At 58.4% G+C, this 20,586-nt stretch carries 16 protein-coding genes; 7 read left to right on the forward strand and 9 right to left on the reverse strand.

Going from position 1 to position 20,586, the window contains the following annotated elements:
* The first annotated feature begins 77 nt into the window (after positions 1 to 77).
* The 5 genes from ACVWWD_RS19235 (at position 78) to ACVWWD_RS19255 (ending at position 9,186) form a co-directional block, all read left to right on the forward strand.
* Positions 78 to 467, forward strand: a complete 390-nt coding sequence (locus tag ACVWWD_RS19235) for a hypothetical protein (RefSeq protein ID WP_457103268.1) — start codon at positions 78 to 80, stop codon at positions 465 to 467.
* A 43-nt stretch (positions 468 to 510) separates the two neighbouring features.
* Complete coding sequence (locus ACVWWD_RS19240; RefSeq protein WP_457103269.1) at positions 511 to 840, forward strand: hypothetical protein; 330 nt, start codon at positions 511 to 513, stop codon at positions 838 to 840.
* A gap of 689 nt (positions 841 to 1,529) precedes the next feature.
* Positions 1,530 to 7,049: a DUF4011 domain-containing protein gene (locus ACVWWD_RS19245; protein WP_457103270.1), complete on the forward strand. Its 5,520-nt coding sequence runs from the start codon at positions 1,530 to 1,532 to the stop codon at positions 7,047 to 7,049.
* Positions 7,050 to 7,197: 148 nt separating this feature from the next.
* Positions 7,198 to 8,307, forward strand: a complete 1,110-nt coding sequence (locus ACVWWD_RS19250) for a hypothetical protein (RefSeq protein WP_457103271.1) — start codon at positions 7,198 to 7,200, stop codon at positions 8,305 to 8,307.
* Between the two features lie 225 nt (positions 8,308 to 8,532).
* Complete coding sequence (locus tag ACVWWD_RS19255; protein WP_457103272.1) at positions 8,533 to 9,186, forward strand: hypothetical protein; 654 nt, start codon at positions 8,533 to 8,535, stop codon at positions 9,184 to 9,186.
* Positions 9,187 to 10,013: 827 nt separating this feature from the next.
* Here the strand turns inward: ACVWWD_RS19255 and ACVWWD_RS19260 are convergent.
* The 8 genes from ACVWWD_RS19260 to ACVWWD_RS19295 form a co-directional block, all read right to left on the reverse strand.
* Positions 10,014 to 10,214, reverse strand: a complete 201-nt coding sequence (locus ACVWWD_RS19260; protein ID WP_457103273.1) for a hypothetical protein — start codon at positions 10,212 to 10,214, stop codon at positions 10,014 to 10,016.
* Between the two features lie 223 nt (positions 10,215 to 10,437).
* On the reverse strand, positions 10,438 to 10,917 hold the full coding sequence (locus ACVWWD_RS19265; protein ID WP_457103274.1) for a GIY-YIG nuclease family protein: 480 nt from the start codon (positions 10,915 to 10,917) through the stop codon (positions 10,438 to 10,440).
* A gap of 235 nt (positions 10,918 to 11,152) precedes the next feature.
* Complete coding sequence (locus tag ACVWWD_RS19270) at positions 11,153 to 11,923, reverse strand: SDR family NAD(P)-dependent oxidoreductase (RefSeq protein WP_352553552.1); 771 nt, start codon at positions 11,921 to 11,923, stop codon at positions 11,153 to 11,155.
* Between the two features lie 13 nt (positions 11,924 to 11,936).
* Positions 11,937 to 12,932, reverse strand: coding sequence for an ABC transporter permease (locus ACVWWD_RS19275; RefSeq protein ID WP_023773215.1), 996 nt, complete (start codon positions 12,930 to 12,932; stop codon positions 11,937 to 11,939).
* 116 nt (positions 12,933 to 13,048) lie between these two features.
* Entirely contained in the window at positions 13,049 to 14,089 is a 1,041-nt protein-coding gene (locus tag ACVWWD_RS19280) for a sugar ABC transporter substrate-binding protein (protein ID WP_352553549.1), read from the reverse strand.
* Between the two features lie 30 nt (positions 14,090 to 14,119).
* Entirely contained in the window at positions 14,120 to 14,893 is a 774-nt protein-coding gene (locus tag ACVWWD_RS19285) for an ATP-binding cassette domain-containing protein (RefSeq protein ID WP_023773213.1), read from the reverse strand.
* Positions 14,890 to 16,056 carry an ROK family transcriptional regulator gene (locus ACVWWD_RS19290; RefSeq protein ID WP_352553547.1) on the reverse strand — a complete coding sequence of 389 codons (1,167 nt, stop codon included), beginning with the start codon at positions 16,054 to 16,056 and terminating at the stop codon, positions 14,890 to 14,892. The genes ACVWWD_RS19285 and ACVWWD_RS19290 overlap by 4 nt, the downstream gene beginning before the upstream one ends.
* 191 nt (positions 16,057 to 16,247) lie before the next feature.
* On the reverse strand, positions 16,248 to 17,552 hold the full coding sequence (locus tag ACVWWD_RS19295; RefSeq protein WP_352553545.1) for a M23 family metallopeptidase: 1,305 nt from the start codon (positions 17,550 to 17,552) through the stop codon (positions 16,248 to 16,250).
* Positions 17,553 to 17,852: 300 nt separating this feature from the next.
* Here ACVWWD_RS19295 and ACVWWD_RS19300 point away from each other — a divergent pair, with 300 nt between their 5' ends.
* The gene (locus ACVWWD_RS19300) at positions 17,853 to 18,854 is read left to right on the forward strand and encodes a sterol desaturase family protein (protein ID WP_352553543.1); all 1,002 of its coding nucleotides are present in this window, start codon (positions 17,853 to 17,855) and stop codon (positions 18,852 to 18,854) included.
* The gene (locus tag ACVWWD_RS19305) at positions 18,851 to 19,990 is read left to right on the forward strand and encodes a GNAT family N-acetyltransferase (RefSeq protein WP_352553541.1); all 1,140 of its coding nucleotides are present in this window, start codon (positions 18,851 to 18,853) and stop codon (positions 19,988 to 19,990) included. Before ACVWWD_RS19300 ends, ACVWWD_RS19305 begins: the two co-directional genes overlap by 4 nt.
* 34 nt (positions 19,991 to 20,024) lie before the next feature.
* Here ACVWWD_RS19305 and ACVWWD_RS19310 read toward each other — a convergent pair whose 3' ends face one another.
* The gene (locus tag ACVWWD_RS19310; protein WP_352553537.1) at positions 20,025 to 20,492 is read right to left on the reverse strand and encodes a peroxiredoxin; all 468 of its coding nucleotides are present in this window, start codon (positions 20,490 to 20,492) and stop codon (positions 20,025 to 20,027) included.
* Positions 20,493 to 20,586: the final 94 nt, after the last annotated feature.

The raw sequence follows: 20,586 nt of genomic DNA on the forward strand, positions 1-20,586 counted from the left end.
GATAGGTTCTGTCGCCCGACTGTGGGAATAGGTCACCATTGGCTATAGCGATAGCATGGTGTGGTGAGGAGCATGGATTGGGGGTGGAGGACATGCTAGCTGCCGATGTTACAATCGCGGACGTTTGGAACCTGCTAAAGGACAATAAAGCCTATGCTGAGGCGGTTCTGAATTCGCTCGATCCTGTGTTCGAAAGCATGGGAAACGCGAATGTCAGGATTGGGACCGATGGCAACGGCAAATATCCCTCGTATCGCGTGGTCTATGATGTGCAGGCCTCTGACGGCGCAACCAGGGAAAGCGTCTTCAATTCATACTTCGATAGCGGCAAGTCCTTTCCCAAAGACTTCGCGTTTGTGGTTCCGGGAGATTATAGCACCGTCCGTACGACCATTTCTGAACTTGAGGAATTGCTGGCGCGCGAAATTCAAAAACGGCGGAACAGAGACCTTGGAGGAAAACGCTAGGTCATGCGGATAAGACAGCAGGTGCCACAAGGAGGAAGGTCGAATGGCAAAGTCGAAAGCAACGGGACATCATGGATCTTGGTTCGCGCTCGTGGATGGCGAAAAGCTGCCGTGCGTGCACAAGCACTGGTGGGTAGGGCAGCGGTATAGTGACTCGCAGGTTCGGCCCGGATCACCCAAATCCGATGAACTGGTAGCGGCCATTTTTGAAAAGAAGCGGGTAGTTCTGACCAGCGATGACCCATACGCGGCTGATCGGGGAACAGGTTTTATCAGAACTGGGTACATTGCGGAATACGCCGTCGACGACGTTGAATTTGACTCTGCTGGTCTGCGTTTCCGCTTCGTGGCTCGCTTGAAGGACCTGCAGTAATTTTGGGATTCAGTCCGGTCGCAGCACTAGCGGCTATCTAGGATCGCTGCTCAAGATACAAGCAAGGTTGCGGGAGCGGCCTTTCGTCGTCGCTCGGAAGCCATCATTGGCAACTGTAAGGGTGTCTGCTAATCGGTGACATCTACCGGTGAAACACTGCGGGGTGACGTTCTCGTGGACGCTGTCTCGTGCGAGGGGGGTTCCCTTCCAAATGAGAGGCACCGATTATCGGTTGCTGCACATCCGCTTCATAAATCGTGAAACCTAGGGTCTTTTCGCGACTCGTCGATGGGATTGTCCGTGTCTCTAAAAAATCTGATCTTCCTATTGGCTGTTATTAGAAATTCTTGCGTCCGAACTAGCACATGACGACTTAATGACGAGCATAAATACTATGATTCAATTATTATTATTAAACACCACTATGCCTATTTTTTTGCGTTCAATTTCCGCCAAACGGCTATCATCTCAACAACTTACGAAACAGCTGCCTTCTGCCCGTTCGATTGTGAGAATCCAATTGGTTGCAACGCGTATTCCTTGTTTGACGGAGTAAACCTCTCCAAATGGTGGACAATCCCAAGGCGATATCGGTGGCCGTAGTGTTCGAAGAAGAAGCTGTGATAGGTTCATCGAAGATTTCGAACGGCGTTCAGGCTGCGCGATTTGACCAAGACGGGTTTCAGTAAATGGCACATTCTTCCAAGAACGCTGGTCGCAAAAATCCAGGGCAGTTCGCTGAATTGGTGGCACGAAAAATCGAGGAGCTTCGTCCGCGTCTTCTCGATCTTACGCCTAGAAACCCGCTCATCTCTATGGGTTTTCATGCGCGCTCCACTAGCCATGTGAGAGTGGTCGACGAGTTGCCGGAAGCCCTTTATTTCCGGCTGACAAACGGCGAGAAAATGGTGTTTTCACCGTTGCCGCCTTTTGATGAAGACAGCAAGGATGAGCAAACGCCGTTTTTCGTCGAGGCCTATACGATCGCCTACCGCCGGGACGAGCCCTTCACGGATTCCATGGCAAAGCTCGATCCAGAAGACCCAGGCTACGTTGACGATGTCCGGAGGTTGGAGCGGGAACTAAAAGATCGCCTGCGCGCGCAACTCGGAATGCCAGTACGCATCACGCGTAAAGAAGAATCCGTTGTTCAACATGCGAAGAACAACGGGATATCGGCAAGCTATGACCTGCCTGAACCGCAAGAGCGGCATGACGATGGGCGGCACGAAGATGATCATATCCAAACCCTTCTGCTGCCGCCCGATCTCGAACGAAAGCTAAACGGGATCATATCAAAGGCCAGGACTGTCGAGCAGGAAACTGGCATCAGCGTTCTGCGAACCGCAATTGGGTTCTTGGAATGGAAGGATCCCGCGCGAGCAGACGGTCGGACTTTCCTATCGCCGCTCATTCTTCTGCCTGTGAAGATCACCCCGAAGCGCACTGCGCACGGTCCCGTCTACTGGGTGGAAGGCACTGGCGACGAGGCGGACCTCAATCTTGCCTTAAAGGAGAAACTCTCCCGAGAGTTTGCGATCGAACTCCCCGACTACGACGGTGGGTCTGTCGAGGATTACTTCGAAGTGCTCGGACAGACAGAACATCGAAAGCTGCCTTGGCGTGTCCGGCGACAGGTCGTGTTCGGCGTTTTCCCAGCCGCACGCATGTCAATGTATGCCGACCTCGATACGTCAGAGACCGACTTTGCAGAGAATGACACCTTAGAAAATATTCTCGTCGGTTCAGATCGCCCGGCGGACGGCGCACTTGCGGAAGAATATGAGGTGGATGACCGGGACGTGGAGGCGAGCGTCCGCTACGTGGTAAAGAAGGCCGATTCCTCCCAATTCAGCGTCCTTGTCGATCTGGCCAAGGGCAAAAATCTTGCAGTGGAAGGGCCTCCAGGTACCGGCAAGTCCGATACGATTGTCAACGCAATTGCGGCAGCACTTGGCGCAGGAAAGCGAGTGTTGTTCGTTGCCGAAAAGTCAGCAGCGCTGGAAGTGGTCAAGAATCGTCTGGACGAAGTAGGCCTCGGAGAATTTATCCTGCCATTGTTGGCTGGACGCTCGTCTCGTGAAGAATTTATGGATTCGATTCGAGATAGGCTGGATCTACGTGCGCAACGGCCACGAGAGTTGGAACAACAACTTGACCGCTTTTCTGAGACGCGAGATAGCCTTTCCGAATATGTCGAGGTGCTGGGAGCAGAATGGAACCACACCGGCATTACGGTTCACGAGCTTCTGGGCCGCGCCATTGCAACGGCGAAGGATCTGGAGCCAGTTCCCAAAGAAATCATACTGAACCACCAATTGCCTGAGACGGACTTTTCAGGCGTAAAGATCGCCGATCATGCCACCGATGCGTCACGTTTGGGCACGTTGTTCGCGGAGGCAAAAATCGCGCCTTCTTTTTGGCAAATTGCCAGCGGCATCAATCCAAGCCCTTTCGCCGTCGATCGAATACTCGACCAAGCCAGACTGGTAGCGGAATCGTTCGAAGATGTCGCGGAAGGGCAAGGGACTTTATCCCCTTACAAACTTGCCGGCTACGGAACTGCTGAAACGCATGACGAGCTTGTTGAGGCCCTCTCATCGCTAGCGGAAATCATTGAGATGGAGACGGCGGCGGACCATTCATCTTTGCTTTGTTGGAAGGACGTTGGGGCGCTGCGCAGTTTCCTGGCAGCTTGTAGTAAATGCCAAAACACCTTTGGGGAACTGGCTGTAATTCTGGTCGAGCCCGCAGCGCAAAATACCGCTGCCGTGATCGAGTCAATCTACAAAATTTGCAGAGACTGCGGTTTTGACACTCTGGACGTTGATCGTCTCACCCGGGGCCAAGATACGCTTCATACAGCAGTTGCCACAATTGCCCGCGTCGAGCAGGCTATCCAGCGATTCATCAAGCACTGTCCGGAATCCGAGCGATGGACCCTTGGGGATATTGTTCGGTCCAGAAACCTTGTTTCGGCAACCAGTCCAACGGTCTTACGCTTGCGGTCGGTTCGGCTCGAAGATGTCGCAGCAGTCGAGACCCTTGCGGATCTGGTGCGCCGCGGCATCGCTCTGAAACAGCAAAAGTCCGAATTGGCCGACATATTGCGCGTCAACCAGATCAATGGCTCGGCGATGTCGTCTGCGCTTGCGCGCATTCGGAGTGCCGGACGGCTATCTTTTCTGGCTGCGTCGTACCGTGAAGCCAAACGACAATATGGAGCCGTGTCTCGCCGGAGTAAATTTGATAGGATCCAGGCTCTCACTGATTTGGAGAAAGCGGTCGCTCTAGCCGAAGATTCGGACGCGTTCCTGGAGCGTGCGAGAAACGCCGGTGTCTTCGGCGTACAATTTAACGGGCTGGAAACCGATTTTTCGCAGTTTGCCGAGCTAGTAGTTTTTTATGAGGCCGTGGCCGCGCAATTTCCTCGTGTGGAACAGCGAGAGCTACGCCACTTTCTAAAGACCGCGGAACCTGATGTCCTGTCTGAGTTGCCAATCCTTCCCGAGATATCGGGCGATTGGAGCGCTGGTGATGTCACCAAACTGCACAACACGAGAAAGGTGGAATCCGAGGACTACAGAGGAGGCTTGAACTCGCTTCTCCCCTTGCTCGCCGCTTTGAAGAATCCATCGTCGATCGCGGTGGAGAAGTTGCCCGGCTTAGCCAAGAGTGTCCGGAAGTTCTGCATCGAATTTGACGTGTTGGACAATGACAAAAATATGCAAAGTGCGATGGGGAAAATGTTTGCTGGCTGGCAAACACCAATCGATGATGTAGAGCCTTATGTCACTGCGAGCGAAATAATTTCATCTGCTGGCGAAATGGCTGATGGATTGCGAAGAGCGTGTCGCCAGAACCGCCTGTCTAGTTTGCATCACGAGATGAACAAGATTCTGGATCTTTTCGTCGTTGCCAATGGCAAATTGGAGGAGTTGGGGGAGACGGCTGAAGGTGATTTTGCTGAGGCGGTCCGCGGCAAAACGCCGTCAGAAATCGTCAAAGTACTAAAAATCGCTGCGGAAGACCGAACAGGGCTACGCCGCCATATCGAAATTGCCTCAGTATCATCGTCACTGGATCGAGCCGGTGTCCTGACGACCGTACATATGCTGAATCAATCCGGAAAAGTCGCCGAAAACCTGGGTGCAACCCTTCAGGCTCTGATCAACCGTGCATCGGCTGAACGGGTCTACCGTTACTACGGGCGAGGATTGCACGATTATTCCGGTGTCCGCATGGACGAATTGCGGAAGACCTTGAAGGCTGCGGATGATGAAGTCCGCTCATTATCCCGCAAGGCCCTGCGAGCCGAGATCATCGCCGAATCGCGTCCCGCACCAGGCACTAGTCGCGGGCGCGTAGGCGATTTCACCGAAATGGGCTTGATTGAGCACCTAGCCGACAAGCGACGCATCCGGCAGCCTGTTCGCGAGATCATGCGTAAGGCTGGTCGGGCACTGTTGGAATTAAAACCCTGCTGGATAATGTCACCGCTGGCAGTTGCTCAGTATATTCCGAAAGGGACTGTGGAGTTCGATCTCTGCATAATTGACGAAGCATCTCAGATGCCCCCAGAGGATGCTATTGGAGCACTGTTTCGTGCCCGCCAGGCGATGGTAGTCGGCGATACCAAGCAGCTACCCCCGACAAACTTCTTCCGTCAGGTTTTCGATGACCAAGAGGAGGATGACGACGCAGATCCGGTCACTGACGAATCTGTTCTCGAAATGGCAAATGCTACTTTCCGACCGAAGCGCATGCTGCGATGGCACTATCGCTCTCGAAATTCGGCTTTGATACGCTTTTCAAATCGCATCATGTACGACGACAATCTTGTCGTGTTTCCGTCGCCTAATGAAGAGGAAGACGAGTCCACCGGCGTTTCGCTGGTGGAGACAAATGGAATTTACAAGGCCGGCTTAAACGACATCGAGGCCCACAAAGTCGTGGAGCATGCGTTAGGGTTGATGCGGCGACGCCCGGAGCGTTCGCTCGGGATTGTCGCGGTGAACAAATCGCAGGCCGAGCACATTCGCGAATTGCTCGACTATCAAATCGCCCGGGACAAAACCGCATTTGAATACGTTGAACATTGGAAGGAACGCGATGTCGGCCTGAACGCCTTTTTCGTAAAGAACCTTGAGAACGTCCAAGGTGACGAGCGCGATGTCATATTCATTTCGACCGTGTACGGACCTCCAGCAGCTGGCAAAAAGACGCACCAACGGTTCGGACCGATCAATGGGATTGGTGGGCAGCGGCGGCTGAATGTTCTGTTTTCGCGGGCAAGGGACCAGATCGTTACCTTCACCTCCATGACCGGCGCCGATATCACCGCCGACCAGACCTCAAATCCCGGCGCCTGGATGCTGAAGCGCTGGCTGGAGTATTCAGCCGGTGCGCCCTTGGATGTAGCGGACAGCGGCACACACGATGCCTTCGATTCCCCACTGGAGGATTATGTAGCAGGCCAGATCCGGTCGATCGGCTGCCTTGTTGATTGCCAGGTCGGAGTGGATGGCTATTCAATCGATCTTGCGGTGCGGCACCCTGCTTGGCCGTATGGCTACATCCTAGGTGTAGAATGCGACGGCGCAACATATCATTCGTCGCGATCTGCTCGCGACCGTGATCGGCATCGACAAGAAATTCTCGAAAATCTCGGATGGCATCTTTATCGTGTATGGTCGACGGATTGGTTCGCGAACCCCCGCGAAGAAGCGAACAAGCTGCGGGCTGCCATCACCGAGCGAGTAAAGGTGCTCAAAGAAGGCTTAAAGAAAAAATCAGTCAGCCCAACGCCTGCTCCTCCAAAGCAGACAGCATCCCCAGTTGATCGTAAGCCAACGGTCGCTCGTCCGTATCAACGCAGCGATAGGCAGAACTCCACTGCCGCTCAAACCACCCTGCCTTTCGAACAGAGCGTGGCCACCTTGGAGAAACCGCAAACCACGCGTACCGCCATGTCGCGCGCAGGAGCTCAATTGGGCGACACAGTTCGTATTCGCTACATGGACAAGGCTGATGAAGTCTTTCAATTCAAGATTGTGACTTTGCCGAGCGCCCCCGAGAGGGGGCTCGTCAACGCTTCAGCACCATTGGCAAAATCGGTGATCGGCTGCGAAGTCGACGATGAGTTCGAAGTGTTGTTCGGCAGCCGTATTCGAAAGGCGGTCGTCGAAAAACTGGAGAAGGGCCGATAACAAGTTCTCCTGCCGCGTGCCGATGTCGATGATCGCTCTCGACGGGAAATCATCCGTCAATACGGGTAAGGCAAACATGGACGATCGCAGCCTCTGTTTAAGGCGTGCGTGGCGGGCTGTATGCGCTTTTAGATCCGGGAGGCAACGAATGAAGCTCTTTGACTGGTTCAAGCCCGGGGACAGGAAAGTCGCACCAGCACCAATGCCTCCCGACCCATCAGTACAAGAGGTCCCACCGCAACCGGCGTTCTCGGACGTCATTGCTCAAATCCACAAAGACGATGGGGATGACCTCCAAGCTGCTTCGCAACACGTTGCCGATCTCGAACAGCAGGTCGACGAACTTGAGGACGAACTGAGCCGCGCATATGGGACCGTTGAGAGGCTCAAGGCAGAATTGCAGCGCGCGCGAACTCAGGTTGCGGTGGCTAAGCAGCCGGGTACGGAAGCAAAAGATGAGACGCTCAACTCCTCGACTGCGATCGGGCAACTAAATGAGATCGCCCACAGAGGAGACCCAGTCGCTCAGTTCTATATCGGCGTCAGTTATCTCGTCGGACTTGGCAATAAGAGAAATTCGTTTTTGGGCGAGCAGTGGCTAACCAAGTCTGCAAATTCGGGTGATGCCAACGCCCAGTTTGTTTTGGGGATGCTCAAGTGGCACGGCATCTTCCTCGAACGAGGTGTTCATCAGGCGTTGCATTGGCTCAGCTTGGCAGCGAAAAATCAACACCAGGAAGCTGATAAACTTATTATCGAAGTACAGGCTGTCGTCAAAACACTCAAAGAGGAGAGGCGACGAGCCTCCGAAGCCGGACAAACGGCAGAGCCGAAAAAACCATCCTGGCATCGTGCACATACAAAGTGGCAATCTCTAGATGTGGAAATCAACCCTCCACACATTAATCGAACTCGTGAGTCCTCATTTTGCCCTGAAGACCAATATTACGGCATTCAACGCGATGCCTATGCGTTGGGGCGCAGGATCGGGCGGCGGTGTCTGAAGCGAGCTGTTCGCTTCAATCGCCTGATACCCCTTCTGGTCGACGGCTTCGAGCCCCGTGATCTGAAGGGACTAGCCCGCAGATTTGCCAGACGCCGTGGCTATCTGCAACACTCGATCACTGAAGGAATGGAGGAACTTCGCATTTCGGAAGATCAGATCACTTCGGACCTTCGAGACGTATTCATCAAAGGGGTGACGCGGGGAATCGAAAGAACCCGAACGCACAACAGGAGCCAGTCTGCGGCCTCCTAGTATCGAAAGAGGTGCGGGCGTGAAAGCTATCTTCAGTGGCTGTGGCGATGGACCTACCCGTTGAACGGTGACTTGTCAGGAGCGGCGAAGAAGCAGAGTGTAAAGTACTGATGTGTTTGAATATTCTGGATCGTCCTTGCCTGCATTGCCTTCTGGCTTGGACCGATGCATGAGCATAACTTGAGTTTTAGATCCGTTAATCGCCAGCAACTTCGGAGACATTGCTTGACCTGCATCGCAGCCATATTGATCTACATCACTGCCGGTGTGTTCTTCGTCTTCGTCGGACCGGCCGCCCAATCGCGACGCATTGAGACTGCCATGGCAAGGGCCTCCGCGAGGAAGGCATGGCAGCCTCGTGCGTTTTCAGCTTTGCTGGGAACGGGTATCGTCCTGCTTTGGCCGTTTTTCGTGCCTTCTGCGTGGAAGTCGAACCGGGTGAATTTTTCGCATAAGCAGACAATGTTCACTTCGGCTATGCCACCACCATCCAACGCGGTCACGGCAAGCATCCAAGAAGCAAAACGACAAGGGCCGTCTATTCTTTCCTTTGACGAATTTCGAGAAATAGGAAAAGGCCTCGGGACGCTGGGACAGCTTGCACTTTTGGAGGAGATAGAAAACCTCGGCTACACGGTCAATGGAGCCACTACAGAAGCCGGAATATCAATGTCAGTTGTTCCGAGCGTTATGCGCGAGATCGGTTCTCCGATTGTCCTGAGAAAGTCTGATCGGAAGCTGGAAAATGCACCCAAAGATGAAGAGGTTTGGTATTTCACCACCGATCGGCAACATTGGAGCAACCTTGCCGGGCGAGCGGGCCTAGCATTTGTACGAGACCGTACCGTCGTGAAAATCATAATTAACGTAATGAGCTGAGGGTATGCCCGCTTGTACTAGCAGGCACCACCAAGTTTCGACACGACGCATGGTGCCTTACAGGTACCTTTGAAGGGGCTGCCGTTGGACAACTAAATATGTGTGATGGCCGCGGGCGCGAGTGTCGGCGGGCATGTTCTAGCCCAAAAATTCGCCCCACTATGTACGCTGATTTGTACGTAAATTGGAACACTCCTCGGTTAGTCTAGGTAAGTTAAGGCGCGATGGCGGAGGGTCGCTCCGCCTAATCGTTCACCGAGCCTCGCAGCATATGCCGAGGCGGTCAGAAAAAGTTGGTGATGCCACTCCTCCGCGGGTCACCGGTCACCAGTCGGCGAGGGGATCATCGAACGGGACTGGCTCCCCATCAAAGTTGCGGAAGGTCGGTTCGCAGTCGAAGTCTCGCGGCGGCCGCGCAGGACCGATAGACGGCTCGGAGGTGTTGCGACGTGTAGCCTTGCCGATGCCCCACCGGTATCTCCTTTAGCATTTCCTGCAGCGCTAGCGCGGCCTCGCGGAGCGCTGCGTCGCCGTCGGCCTTGGCCTTCCTGCCGCATGAAACGCGCCTTGACGCGGTCGCCGCCAGCTGCTTCAGTTTGGTTTCATCCCAGTGGCGGCCCTCGGCTCGGCGGTGGTGACCAGCCGGGCACCTTGGAGCCCCGAGACGTCTGTAGGATGCCGCTCCGGTCTTTGACGCGGCGAAGGTCTCGAACGGTGCGGTGGGGTGGTAGTCGGCAGAATACTCGCCCGCGTGTCGAGGATAACCGACTTGCCGTTGGCACCGGCGCCGTAGAAGAAGGCCATGGCGTGTTCTGTGGTGACGCCTGTCAATGCATAGCCCGCCAGCCGCGACTGAGGAATGACTCAAAGCGAGGGAACGGCCGAGGGAACGGCATTGCGTTGTCGGGCGTCACCGCCGTGATCTTCGTCATGTAGTCGTCGGCGCCGCGCCTCAGCCGCGCCATCCCCCGCATGTTCAGGCCGACGACAAGCAACACGACGGCGACGAGGGCCATCTTGAGCTTCAACCAGCCATTCAGACCGTCGATCTAGAGGCGTATCTGCAACCTCTCAATTTGGACTGGGTACCGAGCACCGGGCGGCCTAGTCTAGAGCCTCAAAAGCGCGTCCGTCCTCTTGGAAGACGCGGATGGGCGGCAGGTCTTTGCCGTTAGGATGCTGTCTTCCACTCTGAATGATCTGGGTGACTTGCTTGCGAAGGGCGGAAATCGACAAAATGCGGGAGACGGGTCACGAGCTGATGTTCGATAGCAGATGAGCTACATCGTCAAGCTCGAAGAATACATCTGGCATGTTGTCGAGATGCTCTCTGCCCGTGCTGCCCCATGACCCTCCGCCCTGGAAATCCCAAATGTCATGCCAAAGTTCCTCAAGCTCCCACGTCAGCCTGAACCATTTGCCCCGAACCCGGTCCTTGGCAAAGCGGTCGTGGACCATTTTTTTGGCTTCGAAATAGGAGTGGAACACCTCTTGAACGGAAAGCTTGTTGACGTTCCCGCTGTTGAGCGCGGCGATCCGGCGATAAACATCTGTGGCGAAGCCGATCTTCACGAGTTTGCCGCACATCGCAAAATAGATGTACCCGCGTCGAGTGCCAGCAACCGGCTCCGGTTTCTTAGCCTTCGGATCGAAAACTGCTGATTTGGTCGATTTGATAAGGTTTGGCGTTGACCTAATTTCAGTCATCCGCTGTTTAAAATATCGGCTCATATCTAACCTCATTTACGAAGTGCTCTTCGGTTCAATGAACCTGAAAAGTCGAACACAGGCAGAACAACATGCCTAAAACGGCATATTGCGAAGTGCTCTTTTCCCGGATTTCCAAGGGTTTCAGTGGGGAGCCCACCGTTTACACCGAAGATGTCGGCGGTTCGAGCCCGTCATCGCCCACCATTCAAACCCGCATTTCAAGTCAGCTGAGAGCCGGCCGCTGGCGAATGCGGTATCACGGCGGCACCATACGGAAATCCTTCCCCTCGGGCAGCAATTGCCCGCCGTCGACCACGATGGTCGTCCCGGTGATGTAGCTGGCGTCGTCCGAGGCGAGGAACAGGAAGGCGTTGGCCACGTCGCGCGGGCTGCCGAGCCGGCCGAGCGGGATCGAATCCTCCATGTTCTTGATATAGGCGGCGCCGCGGTGCTCCTGGATGGCTTCGGTGAGGATGTTGCCGGGTTCGACGCCGTTGACGGTTATGCCATAGCCGGAGAATTCAAGCGCTGCCGCCCGAATGAAGCCGTTGATGCCTGCTTTCGTAGCCGAATAGTGGCCGTGGCCGGGGCTGGTGACGTGCGGGCCGGTGATGGAGGAGGTGTAGAGCATGCGGCCAAAGCGCTGCGCCTTCATCGGCACCAGGGCCGCGCGGCTGGCGTTGAAGGTGCCGCGCAAATTGACCGCCATGACGCGGTCCCAGTCGTCGGCGCTGGTATTCTCGATCAACTGCCAGGGATAGATGCCGGCATTCTGGACGATGATGTCGAGGCGGCCATGGTGTTGCAACGAAAGCGCCACGGCGGCCTCGGCGTCGCTCATTCGCGAGATATCGGTGCGGATGAAGGGGACGCCGAGCTCATCCGCACTTGCCTGCCCGGCCTCGGTCTCGGAGTCGGCGAGCACCAGCCTCGCACCTTCCTCGACGAAGCGCAGCGCGATGCCCTTGCCGATGCCGCGCGCGCCGCCGATGATCAGCGCCACCTTGTCGTTCAATCGTCCGGTCATGCGAGCCGTCCTGTCACGCCAGTCTTTGGCGAATGGTTTGCTTGAATGCGTCGAGCAGCACGGCGGCCAGCACCAAGAGGCCATGGATGACCTGGGTGAAGTTGGCGGGCAGGCCCATCAGGTTGATCGCCGTGTTGATGGCCGAGAGCAGGAGCACTCCGGCATAGACGCCAGGCAAGGTGCCGACGCCGCCCTTCAGGCTGACGCCGCCGATAACCACGGCCGCGAAGGCGTTGAACAGAAGGCCGACGCCCAGATTGGCGGTGGCGCCCGAGGTGCGGATCGCCAGCAGCCAGCCGGCCAGCCCTGCGATGGCGCCGGCGAGCACGAAGGCGATGATCAGGTTGCGGTTCACCCGGATGCCGGCACGGAAGGTCGCGGTTTCATTGCCGCCGATCATCACCAGGTGCCTGCCGAACGGGGTCTTGGCCATGATCAGCGAGAACACCACGAAACAGGCCACCGCGATCCAGGCGGTAAGCGGCAGGCCGACCAGGCGTTGGATGCCGAACCAGCGGATGGCGGGTGCCAGGTCCTGCGCCGAGCGGCCGCCCGAAATGACCAGCACCAGGCCGCGCACCCAGATGTAGGAGGCGAGCGTGATGATGAAGGCGCTCATCTTGACCTTGACCACGAGATAGCCGTTGAAGGCGCCGATGAGGCCGCCGACGGCCAGCGCCAGCAGCAGCGAGACCGGAACCATCAGCCATTCCGGGTGCAACCGCACGCCGAGGCCGATGCCCGAGGAACAAAACAGGATGCCCACCACCATGGCGCTGAGCGCGGCGACGGATTCGACCGACAGGTCCATGTGCCCGGCAATGATGACCAGCGCCAGGCCGATCGACATGACGCCGAGCACGCTCGACGCTTCGATGATGTTGGCGAAGATGCCGAGCTGGAAATAGTTCGGGATGAAGAGCGAGAAGACGACCAGGACAAAAAGCAGCATGAACCAGACGAGATTGTCGAGGACGAACTCCAGGGCGTGGCGTGTGCGAGGGTTCATGTGTCGATCCGGTTGGCGCGCGGGATCAAGGCCGCGGCAGGTTGCCTGCGTCTCGTTTCATTCGGGCAGGGAAGGGCTCCGGGCCGGGTATGGCCCGGAGCGGTCGGGCCATCTGTCTATTCGACCGACTTGACGGTATCCGTCGGCGGCTTCTGGTTGCCCCAGAAAGCCGGGTTGTCGACGTTTTCCTTGGTGATGGCGGCACCCGGGATCTTGATGTTGGGGCCCCAGGCTTCCTTGGTGAGGGTCGATTTCAGGCCAAGCACATCGTATTCGCCGGGCTTGATCTCTTCCTTCTTGACGACCTTGTCCATGAACATGGCGACGGCAGCGGCCTGTGCGTAAAGCGGCTGCTCGACCTCGACGTTGAGCCAGCCCTTGCGGATCAGGTCGAGGCCGACCGGTGCGCCGTTCGAGCTCATCAGCATGACGTCGCCAGGCTTCTTGCCGGCGGCCTCGAGCGAGGCGACGGCGGCGACCGACAAGTGTGCGGCATGGCTGAAGATCAGGTCGATGTCGGGGTTGGCCAGCATCTGGTCGGCAACGATGGTGCCGGCGTTGCTGGCCTCCCATTGCATGGCCGGCAGCGAGATGATCTTGACGTCCGGGAACGCCTTCATCTTCTCCTCGAAACCCTTCTGGATGTCCAACGTGTAGGGATCGCCGGGATCGCCAAGCACCTGCAGGACCTTGCCCTTCACCGAGCCGTTCTTGGCTTTCAGAAGCTTTTCGGCCTGCTCTGCGGCGACGTAGCCGATCTCGACAGTGCCCGCGACCGACGTGAAGTCGGACGGTGTCGACGTGATCTGGCGGTCGAACTCGACCACTGGAATGCCTGCGGCGCGCGCTGCCTCGATCGATGGTTTCAGCGCATTGAAATCGACGGCGGCCAGGATGATCGCCGCCGGCTGCAGCGCGATGACGTCGTTCATCTGCGATTGCTGCGCGTCGGTCTTGTTGTCGGCGTTCAGCGTCTTCATCTCGTAGCCGGTCTGTTTCAGGAACAGCTCCAGCGCGCTCACCGAGCCGGTCTGGAACTCGTCGAGCAATGTCGGCACCATGTAGTAGACAATACCCTTGGACTGGGCGAATGCCGGCGTGAGCGTGGCAAAGGCCAGTGCCACGATACCGAAGACAGCAAGAAGTATTCGCTTCATGTCGTTGGCTCCCTGTTAAGCCGGACCCCTCTATGTCCCTCGGCCCGCCGGTCCGGCACCGGCAAGCGTCTCTCCGGTGATCATGTTGATCACCGCATCGGGACTTGTCTTGTTGCGTGCGACATCGCCTGCCACGACGCCTTGCCGGATGACCACGATCCGGTCGGCGACCTGAAAAGCCTGCTGCATGATATGGGTGATGATGACGACGCCGATGCCCTGGCTCGCCACCTGGCGGATCATGTCGAGACCGCGCCGCGTCTGCTCGACGCCAAGCGCGGCGAACGGCTCGTCGAGCAGCACCAGCTTGCCGCCCCAATGCACGAAGCGGTTCAACTCGATGGCCTGCCGCTGGCCGCCCGAGAGATGCTCGACATTGGTGCGCAGCGAAGGAATGCGGGTCCCGGCGCTGGCCAGCGCCTTGCCGACCACGGCTTCCATGGCGCGCTCATCGAGCACCGGAATGCCAAGCACCTTCCTGGTGATCTCGCGGCCCATGAAGAAATTGGCCACCACATCGACATTTGTGCACAGCGACAGGTCCTGGTAGACGGTCTCGATGCCCGCCGCCTTGGCTTCCGCCGGCGACCGGGCCAGGAATTCCTTGCCCTCGAACAGCATGCGGCCGGAGGTCGGTTCGAGACCGCCAGATATGATCTTGACCAGCGTCGACTTGCCGGCGCCATTGTCGCCGAGCAACGCCACCACTTCGCCCTTGCCGATGGAAAAGCTGATCCCCTTCAGCGCTTCGATCGCGCCGTAGTTCTTGGTCACGTTGTCGAGCACCAGCAGAGGTTCGCTCATGCGGCAATCTCCCTGGCCGAAAGTATGTCGCGGCCGCGCTCGCGTTCGGCGGCGAACATCTGGCCGAAGCGTGGCGACAACACCCCTGAAACGGCGAGCGCCGCCGCGCCGCGCAGCACGGCATGCTGGCCGCCGCCGGCGACGACGACACGCGGCGTCTTGCGGTCCGCGCGTGCCGAAACCGAATTGTGCAGCGGTTCGGCCGCCTCCGCCAGGCGCTCGAGCAGTTCCGATGCCGCCAGGCCGCCGAGCACGACCGTCTCTGGATCGAAGAGGTTTTCGATAATGGCGATGGTGTTGCGGAAGATCGGGCCGACTTGCGCCACCCAATCGGCGTCGTTGCCGGCCCGGCGGCCTCGCGCCTCGAGCGACAGGTAGCGCTCGAGGCAGCCTCGGTTGCCGCAGGGGCAAAGCTCGCCATCGGGGACCACGGGAATGTGGCCGATCTCGCCCGCATTGCCCCAGGCGCCGCGCAGAACGCTGCCGTCATGCATCATCGCGCCGCCAAGTCCGACGCCGAAATAGAGATAGTAATAGTCGGAATGGCGGGCTCCGATGCCATAAAGCCGCTCGCCCATCGCGGCGGCGGCCATGTCGCTCTCGAAGAACGCCGGCAATCTTGTCGCGGCCGTCAGCCGCTCACGCAGCGCCACATGCTTCCAGCCGGTCATCGTGGTCGGGCCGACAAAGCTCATGGAGTCCACATCGAACGGGCCGGGAAGCGCCATGCCGACGCCGATGACGCGGCCGCCTGGCCGCTTGCCCGTCAGGTCGCGGACCATGGCGCCAATCTGGTCGAACGCGTGATCGGGCGTCGCGTTGGACGCCTCGCAGCGTGAACTCTCGATGACGTCGCCGCTGAGATTGATCAGCGCGGCGTCTATTCCAAGCGGCGTCAGGTGGATGCCGACGGCATAGCCGCCTTCCGGGTTGATGCGCAGCGTCGCCGGTGGCAGGCCACGCCCCTTCGGCTCTTCGCGCAAGGACAGGATGTAGCCCTGTTCCTCCAGTTCGCGAACGATGGTCGACACGGTCTGCACGGTGAGCCCGACGTGCCTGGCGATGTCGCCACGTGCAATCGGGCCATGACGGCGGATGGACTCAAGCACGATGCGCCGGTTGTACGGCCGCCCGAACTCCTGATTGGTCCCCCGCAATGCCATGCCTTGCGCCTCCACCTGACGTAAGGTTCGCATCAAATATTTATTCAGTCAAATGGAATTCAAAAATGATTCGGAACGCGGGGAGCCGCGGATATGGCGGTTTACGGCGGTGCGGGATACCGCATGACGAGGAGAGGTGTGCCTGACCGGCACCGACGGCTCCGGATTCAGCAAGCCAGCGGTCGATCTTGTTAGAGATACTGGGCGACTTTCCTGCCGACAGTCAGGAAGCGCAGCGGATCGATCGCCTCGCCATTGTGACGCACTTCATAGTGCAGATGCGGGCCGGTCGAGCGCCCGCTGCTGCCGGTCTTGCCGATGACGGCGCCGGCGTCCACCTTCTCGCCCACCGTCACGTCGATCTCGCTGAGATGTCCGTAGCGCGTGGCAAAGCCATTGCCATGGTCGATTTCGACCATGCGGCCATAGCCGCCATTCCAGCCGGCCTTGGTGACGATGCCGGGCGCGGTGACCTTGGCCGCCATGCCGATCGGGGCCCTGAAATCCATGCCCGAATGCAAAGCGGCCGTCCCGAGAATGGGATCGGTGCGCACGCCGAACGGACTGGTGACGGAGTGGCCAGGGGCAGGGTTTTCAAGCGGCAACCGGCGCGCTTCCTTCTTTAGGTGATCGAGCGCATCCAGCGCCTCGTCCAGTTCCTTGACCTTGCTGTCGAAGATCATCGACGAGTCGAGCGGAATCAGCGGTCCGCCGACATCGCTTTCGTTCTTGCCGAAATCACTGTCGACCGGCAGCCCGGCCGTCCGCAGCGCCTGCTGGATGGCATCGGCGCTTTTATAGGCATTGTCAGCGAGCGTGTTGATGCGGCTGAGCTGTTCATTCTCGATGGATTTCAGCGACTGGTTAATCGAAACGAACAGCCTGTCGGCGCGATCGGCGGCTGAGTCGCTGGGCAGCGGATCGGTGCGGGTCGACCACAAGGAGAAGGGCCTTGTGTCGGCGGTGCCGAGGTCTGCGCCCAAGCTGGCAATCGCGTAGTTCTGCGCTGGCTGGCCGATGCTGCCGGTCACCTCGGCGCCCTTGTCCGGCTTGGCGGCCGCGGCCGGATCTTCGGCGGGCACCGTTCCGACCTCACCTTCGGCACGTTCGAGCAGTGGGCCGAGACGGCCATGCCGCTGGCTCAGCTGCGTCTGGCGCTCGAGCAGTTCGCTGACTTTGGTTTCCATCAATTGCTGGTCGAGCAACTGCCTGCTCGTAATGCGGTCGACCTGGGCGCGAAGCGCCGAAATGCGGTCCTCGTAAGCCTGCTGCATGCGAGCCTGGCGCGCCGTGGTGGCGCCGATCAGGTCGTCACGCAGAACCAGATAGGATGTGGCCAGGAGGTAGCCGATGGCAATGGCGGCGAGTGCTGAACCAATGAATGCCGCCAACCAGGGGCGGATCGTGAAGTGCCTGATCTGGTCGCCCCGGGCGATGATGATCGTGTGCGGTTCCTTGCGCCTGCCGAAGACTGCGGACTGACCGGTTGCGTTCACGGGACCAAGCTTTCGTTACGACACCACGACAGCCTGATTACACATTATTAGGGTTAACAAAGGCTTGCCGTATCAGCTGCGCCACGCCGAATGCCCGCAATGCAGGCAAGAGGTTGCATGGGAATCGCCAGGGACGGCGCTACGTCGCGAAATCCTTGGCGAAGAGCCCCAATGTTCCACCAGCAGCGGTCGGTCACGCGCTGAGCAAGGTCCAGGTTTCTTAACTGTATTCGATTGCGTTTGATTGACTTTTTTCGAGTAAAGGCTTGCCGGTATTTCGGATTCATCGTGGCGGTAGGAATGCTGGACGACCTGATTGGCAAGATCGTCGACAAGATTTCGGGCGCCAGTCTGCTGGCGACCGGGCTTTTGCTGCTGACGGCCTTTGTCAGCGCGCTCGTGGCCTATTGGCGCACGGTCGAGGAGAAGAGCTGGAAGGAGTTTTTCGAGTTCGTCGTCCCCCATGAGGTCATCACCCATCCCTCCGCGAAAGCCGACCTGCTGTTCTGGGTCACCAAGAAGGCCCTGATGCCTTTCCTGATGCTGCCCGCCGGAATTGTCTTCGTCACGGCGGCGGGCTACGGGACCAACTGGCTGTTTTCGACACTGTTCCAGTTCCAGCCGCCTCTAATCGAGGGGCCGGCAGGACCGGTGACGGTGCTGATCTTCACCATCAGCATGCTGCTCGCCTACGACATTTCCTATTATCTCTATCACGTCGCCCAGCATCGCTATCCGATGCTTTGGGAGCTGCACAAGGTGCATCACTCGGCCGAGGTGATGGTCGGGATCACCAAGGATAGGGTCCATCCGCTCGACGAGCTGATGAACCGAGCCTGGGACGGGCTCATCGTGGGGCTGTGCTTCGGCGTCTGGTCGCTGATTTCGCTTAACCTTGTCGAACTGACGGTCTTTGGCGTCAACGTCTATGTGATGCGGAACATCTTGATGATGGATTTTGTCAGGCACACGCATTTCAAGATCTCGTTCGGCCCGCTCAACAACTTGATCCTGTGTCCTCATTGGCACCAGCTGCATCACAGCGTCGATCCACGCCACTACGACAAGAATTTCGGGCTGCTCTTCTCGTTCTGGGACCGGCTCTTTGGAACATTGTGTGTGCCGAGGCCCGACGAGGACTTCAAGTTCGGACTGGTCGACCGCGATGTGCGCGACTACCAGTCGCTCGCCGGCCTTTATGTCATGCCGCTGAAGCGGATGTGGGGTCATATTGCCAGGCGTATCCGGCCTGGAAAGCGACAGCCACGGACCGCGCGACCATCGGAAGGGACACGGCCATGAACGCCCCCGTCACGCTTTCCCTCCAGCGGACACACACCTTCGAAATCGTGACATCGGCGGGGCGCCTGGCCGAGATCGCACCGGCCTGGAGCACGCTCTGGCAGCGGGCTGGCGGGCTTGTCTTCCAGCATCCCGACTGGATCGCGGCCTGGTGGCGCACCACCCCGCATCAGGAGCGGCGCGCACTCAGGATTGGGCTTGCCTGGAACGGCGACCGGCTCGAGGGCGTAATAGCGCTCGCGACCTTCAGGCGCTCCGGCATCCGCATGCTCGAATGGGCGGCGAAGGACCACAGTGACTATGGTGACGCGCTGGTTGCACCCGACAGCGACCCGCAGGCGATCTCCCGCCTTTGGCAGTATGTTTTCGATCAGGGCGGCTTCGACCTGATCTACCTCAACCGTCTGCTGCCGGATGCCGGTGTTCATGCCCTGCTGCGCCCGGCCCATGGCAAGGCGCTTCGGCCCAACCACCGCGGTGAAATCAGCTATCGTGTCACTGGTCCCTGGCGGAGTGGGGCGGAATGGTTCGAGACGTTGTCGAAAAAGGGCCGGCAGAACTATCGTCGTGGCCGCAAGTTCATGGAAGAGAGCGGCGCATTGCGTTTCCGCTTGCTGGATGCGGATGACCCGCGCGAGCCGGTGCTCGAGCGGGTGGCGACGCTGAAGCGGCTCTGGCTCGTTCGGCATGGCCGCGCTTCGGATCTGTTCGATGAGGGCTCGCCGGTTCTCGCCGCGCTTATTTCCGTGCTGGCCGACCTCGGGCTGTTGCGCATCTTCGTGCTTGAGCTTGACGACACGATCATCGCTGTCTCGATCAACTTCGAGCAGCACGGCACGATGATGGCTTTCGTCACCACCTACGACCCCGAACACGAGCGCGCCTCGCCGGGTATGGTGCTGATGATGGACTATATCCAGTGGTCGCTCGACCGTGGCCTTGCCACGATTGATTTTCTCTGCGGCGGCGAGGATTTCAAGCGCCGCTTCGCCACGCAATCGGTCGCGCTGTCGTCGATGATGGGTGCGCGCGGCTTGCGCGGTCATCTCGCCGCACTGGCCGACCATGTGGACCATGTTTCGAAATCCTGGAAGACGCGGCGGCAGCCGAAAGCCGACGCGGTGCCTGACGAATAGCCCCATGATCGTCTTTTGCGTCGCGGGCTTTGGCTCAAAGCGCGCGAACGGCTTCCAGAACGGCCTCGGCATGGCCCTTGACCCGGACCTTGCGCCAGATCTTGGCAATCCGTCCGTCACTGCCGATCAAGAATGTCGCGCGCTCGACACCCATGTATCTGCGGCCGTACATCGATTTCTCGACCCACAGATTGTAAGCCTCGATCACCTTGCGCTCCTCGTCGGCGGCAAGATCGATGGTGAGATCATATTTCGACTTGAACTTGTCGTGCTTCTTGGCGCTGTCGGGCGACAGGCCGATGACGACAGCGCCGGCCCTCTCGAATTCCGGCTTCAACCGCGAGAAGCTGATCGCCTCTTGCGTGCAGCTTGTCGTATCGTCCTGCGGATAGAAATAGAGCACGACTGGCTTGCCGGCGGATGCGGCCAGGCTGAGCGATCCGCCGCCGTCCCGCGGCAGATCGAATTGCGGCGCGGGATCGCCTACTTCCAGGTCAGCCATATCGATGCCCTTGTTTGAGGTTACGCGCGAAGCCACACCGATATAGTGTCGACCGGGGATTCGTCCACGAGCGAGTTTGTACAACGGAAGATTG

This window comes from Mesorhizobium sp. URHB0026, assembly GCF_054059755.1.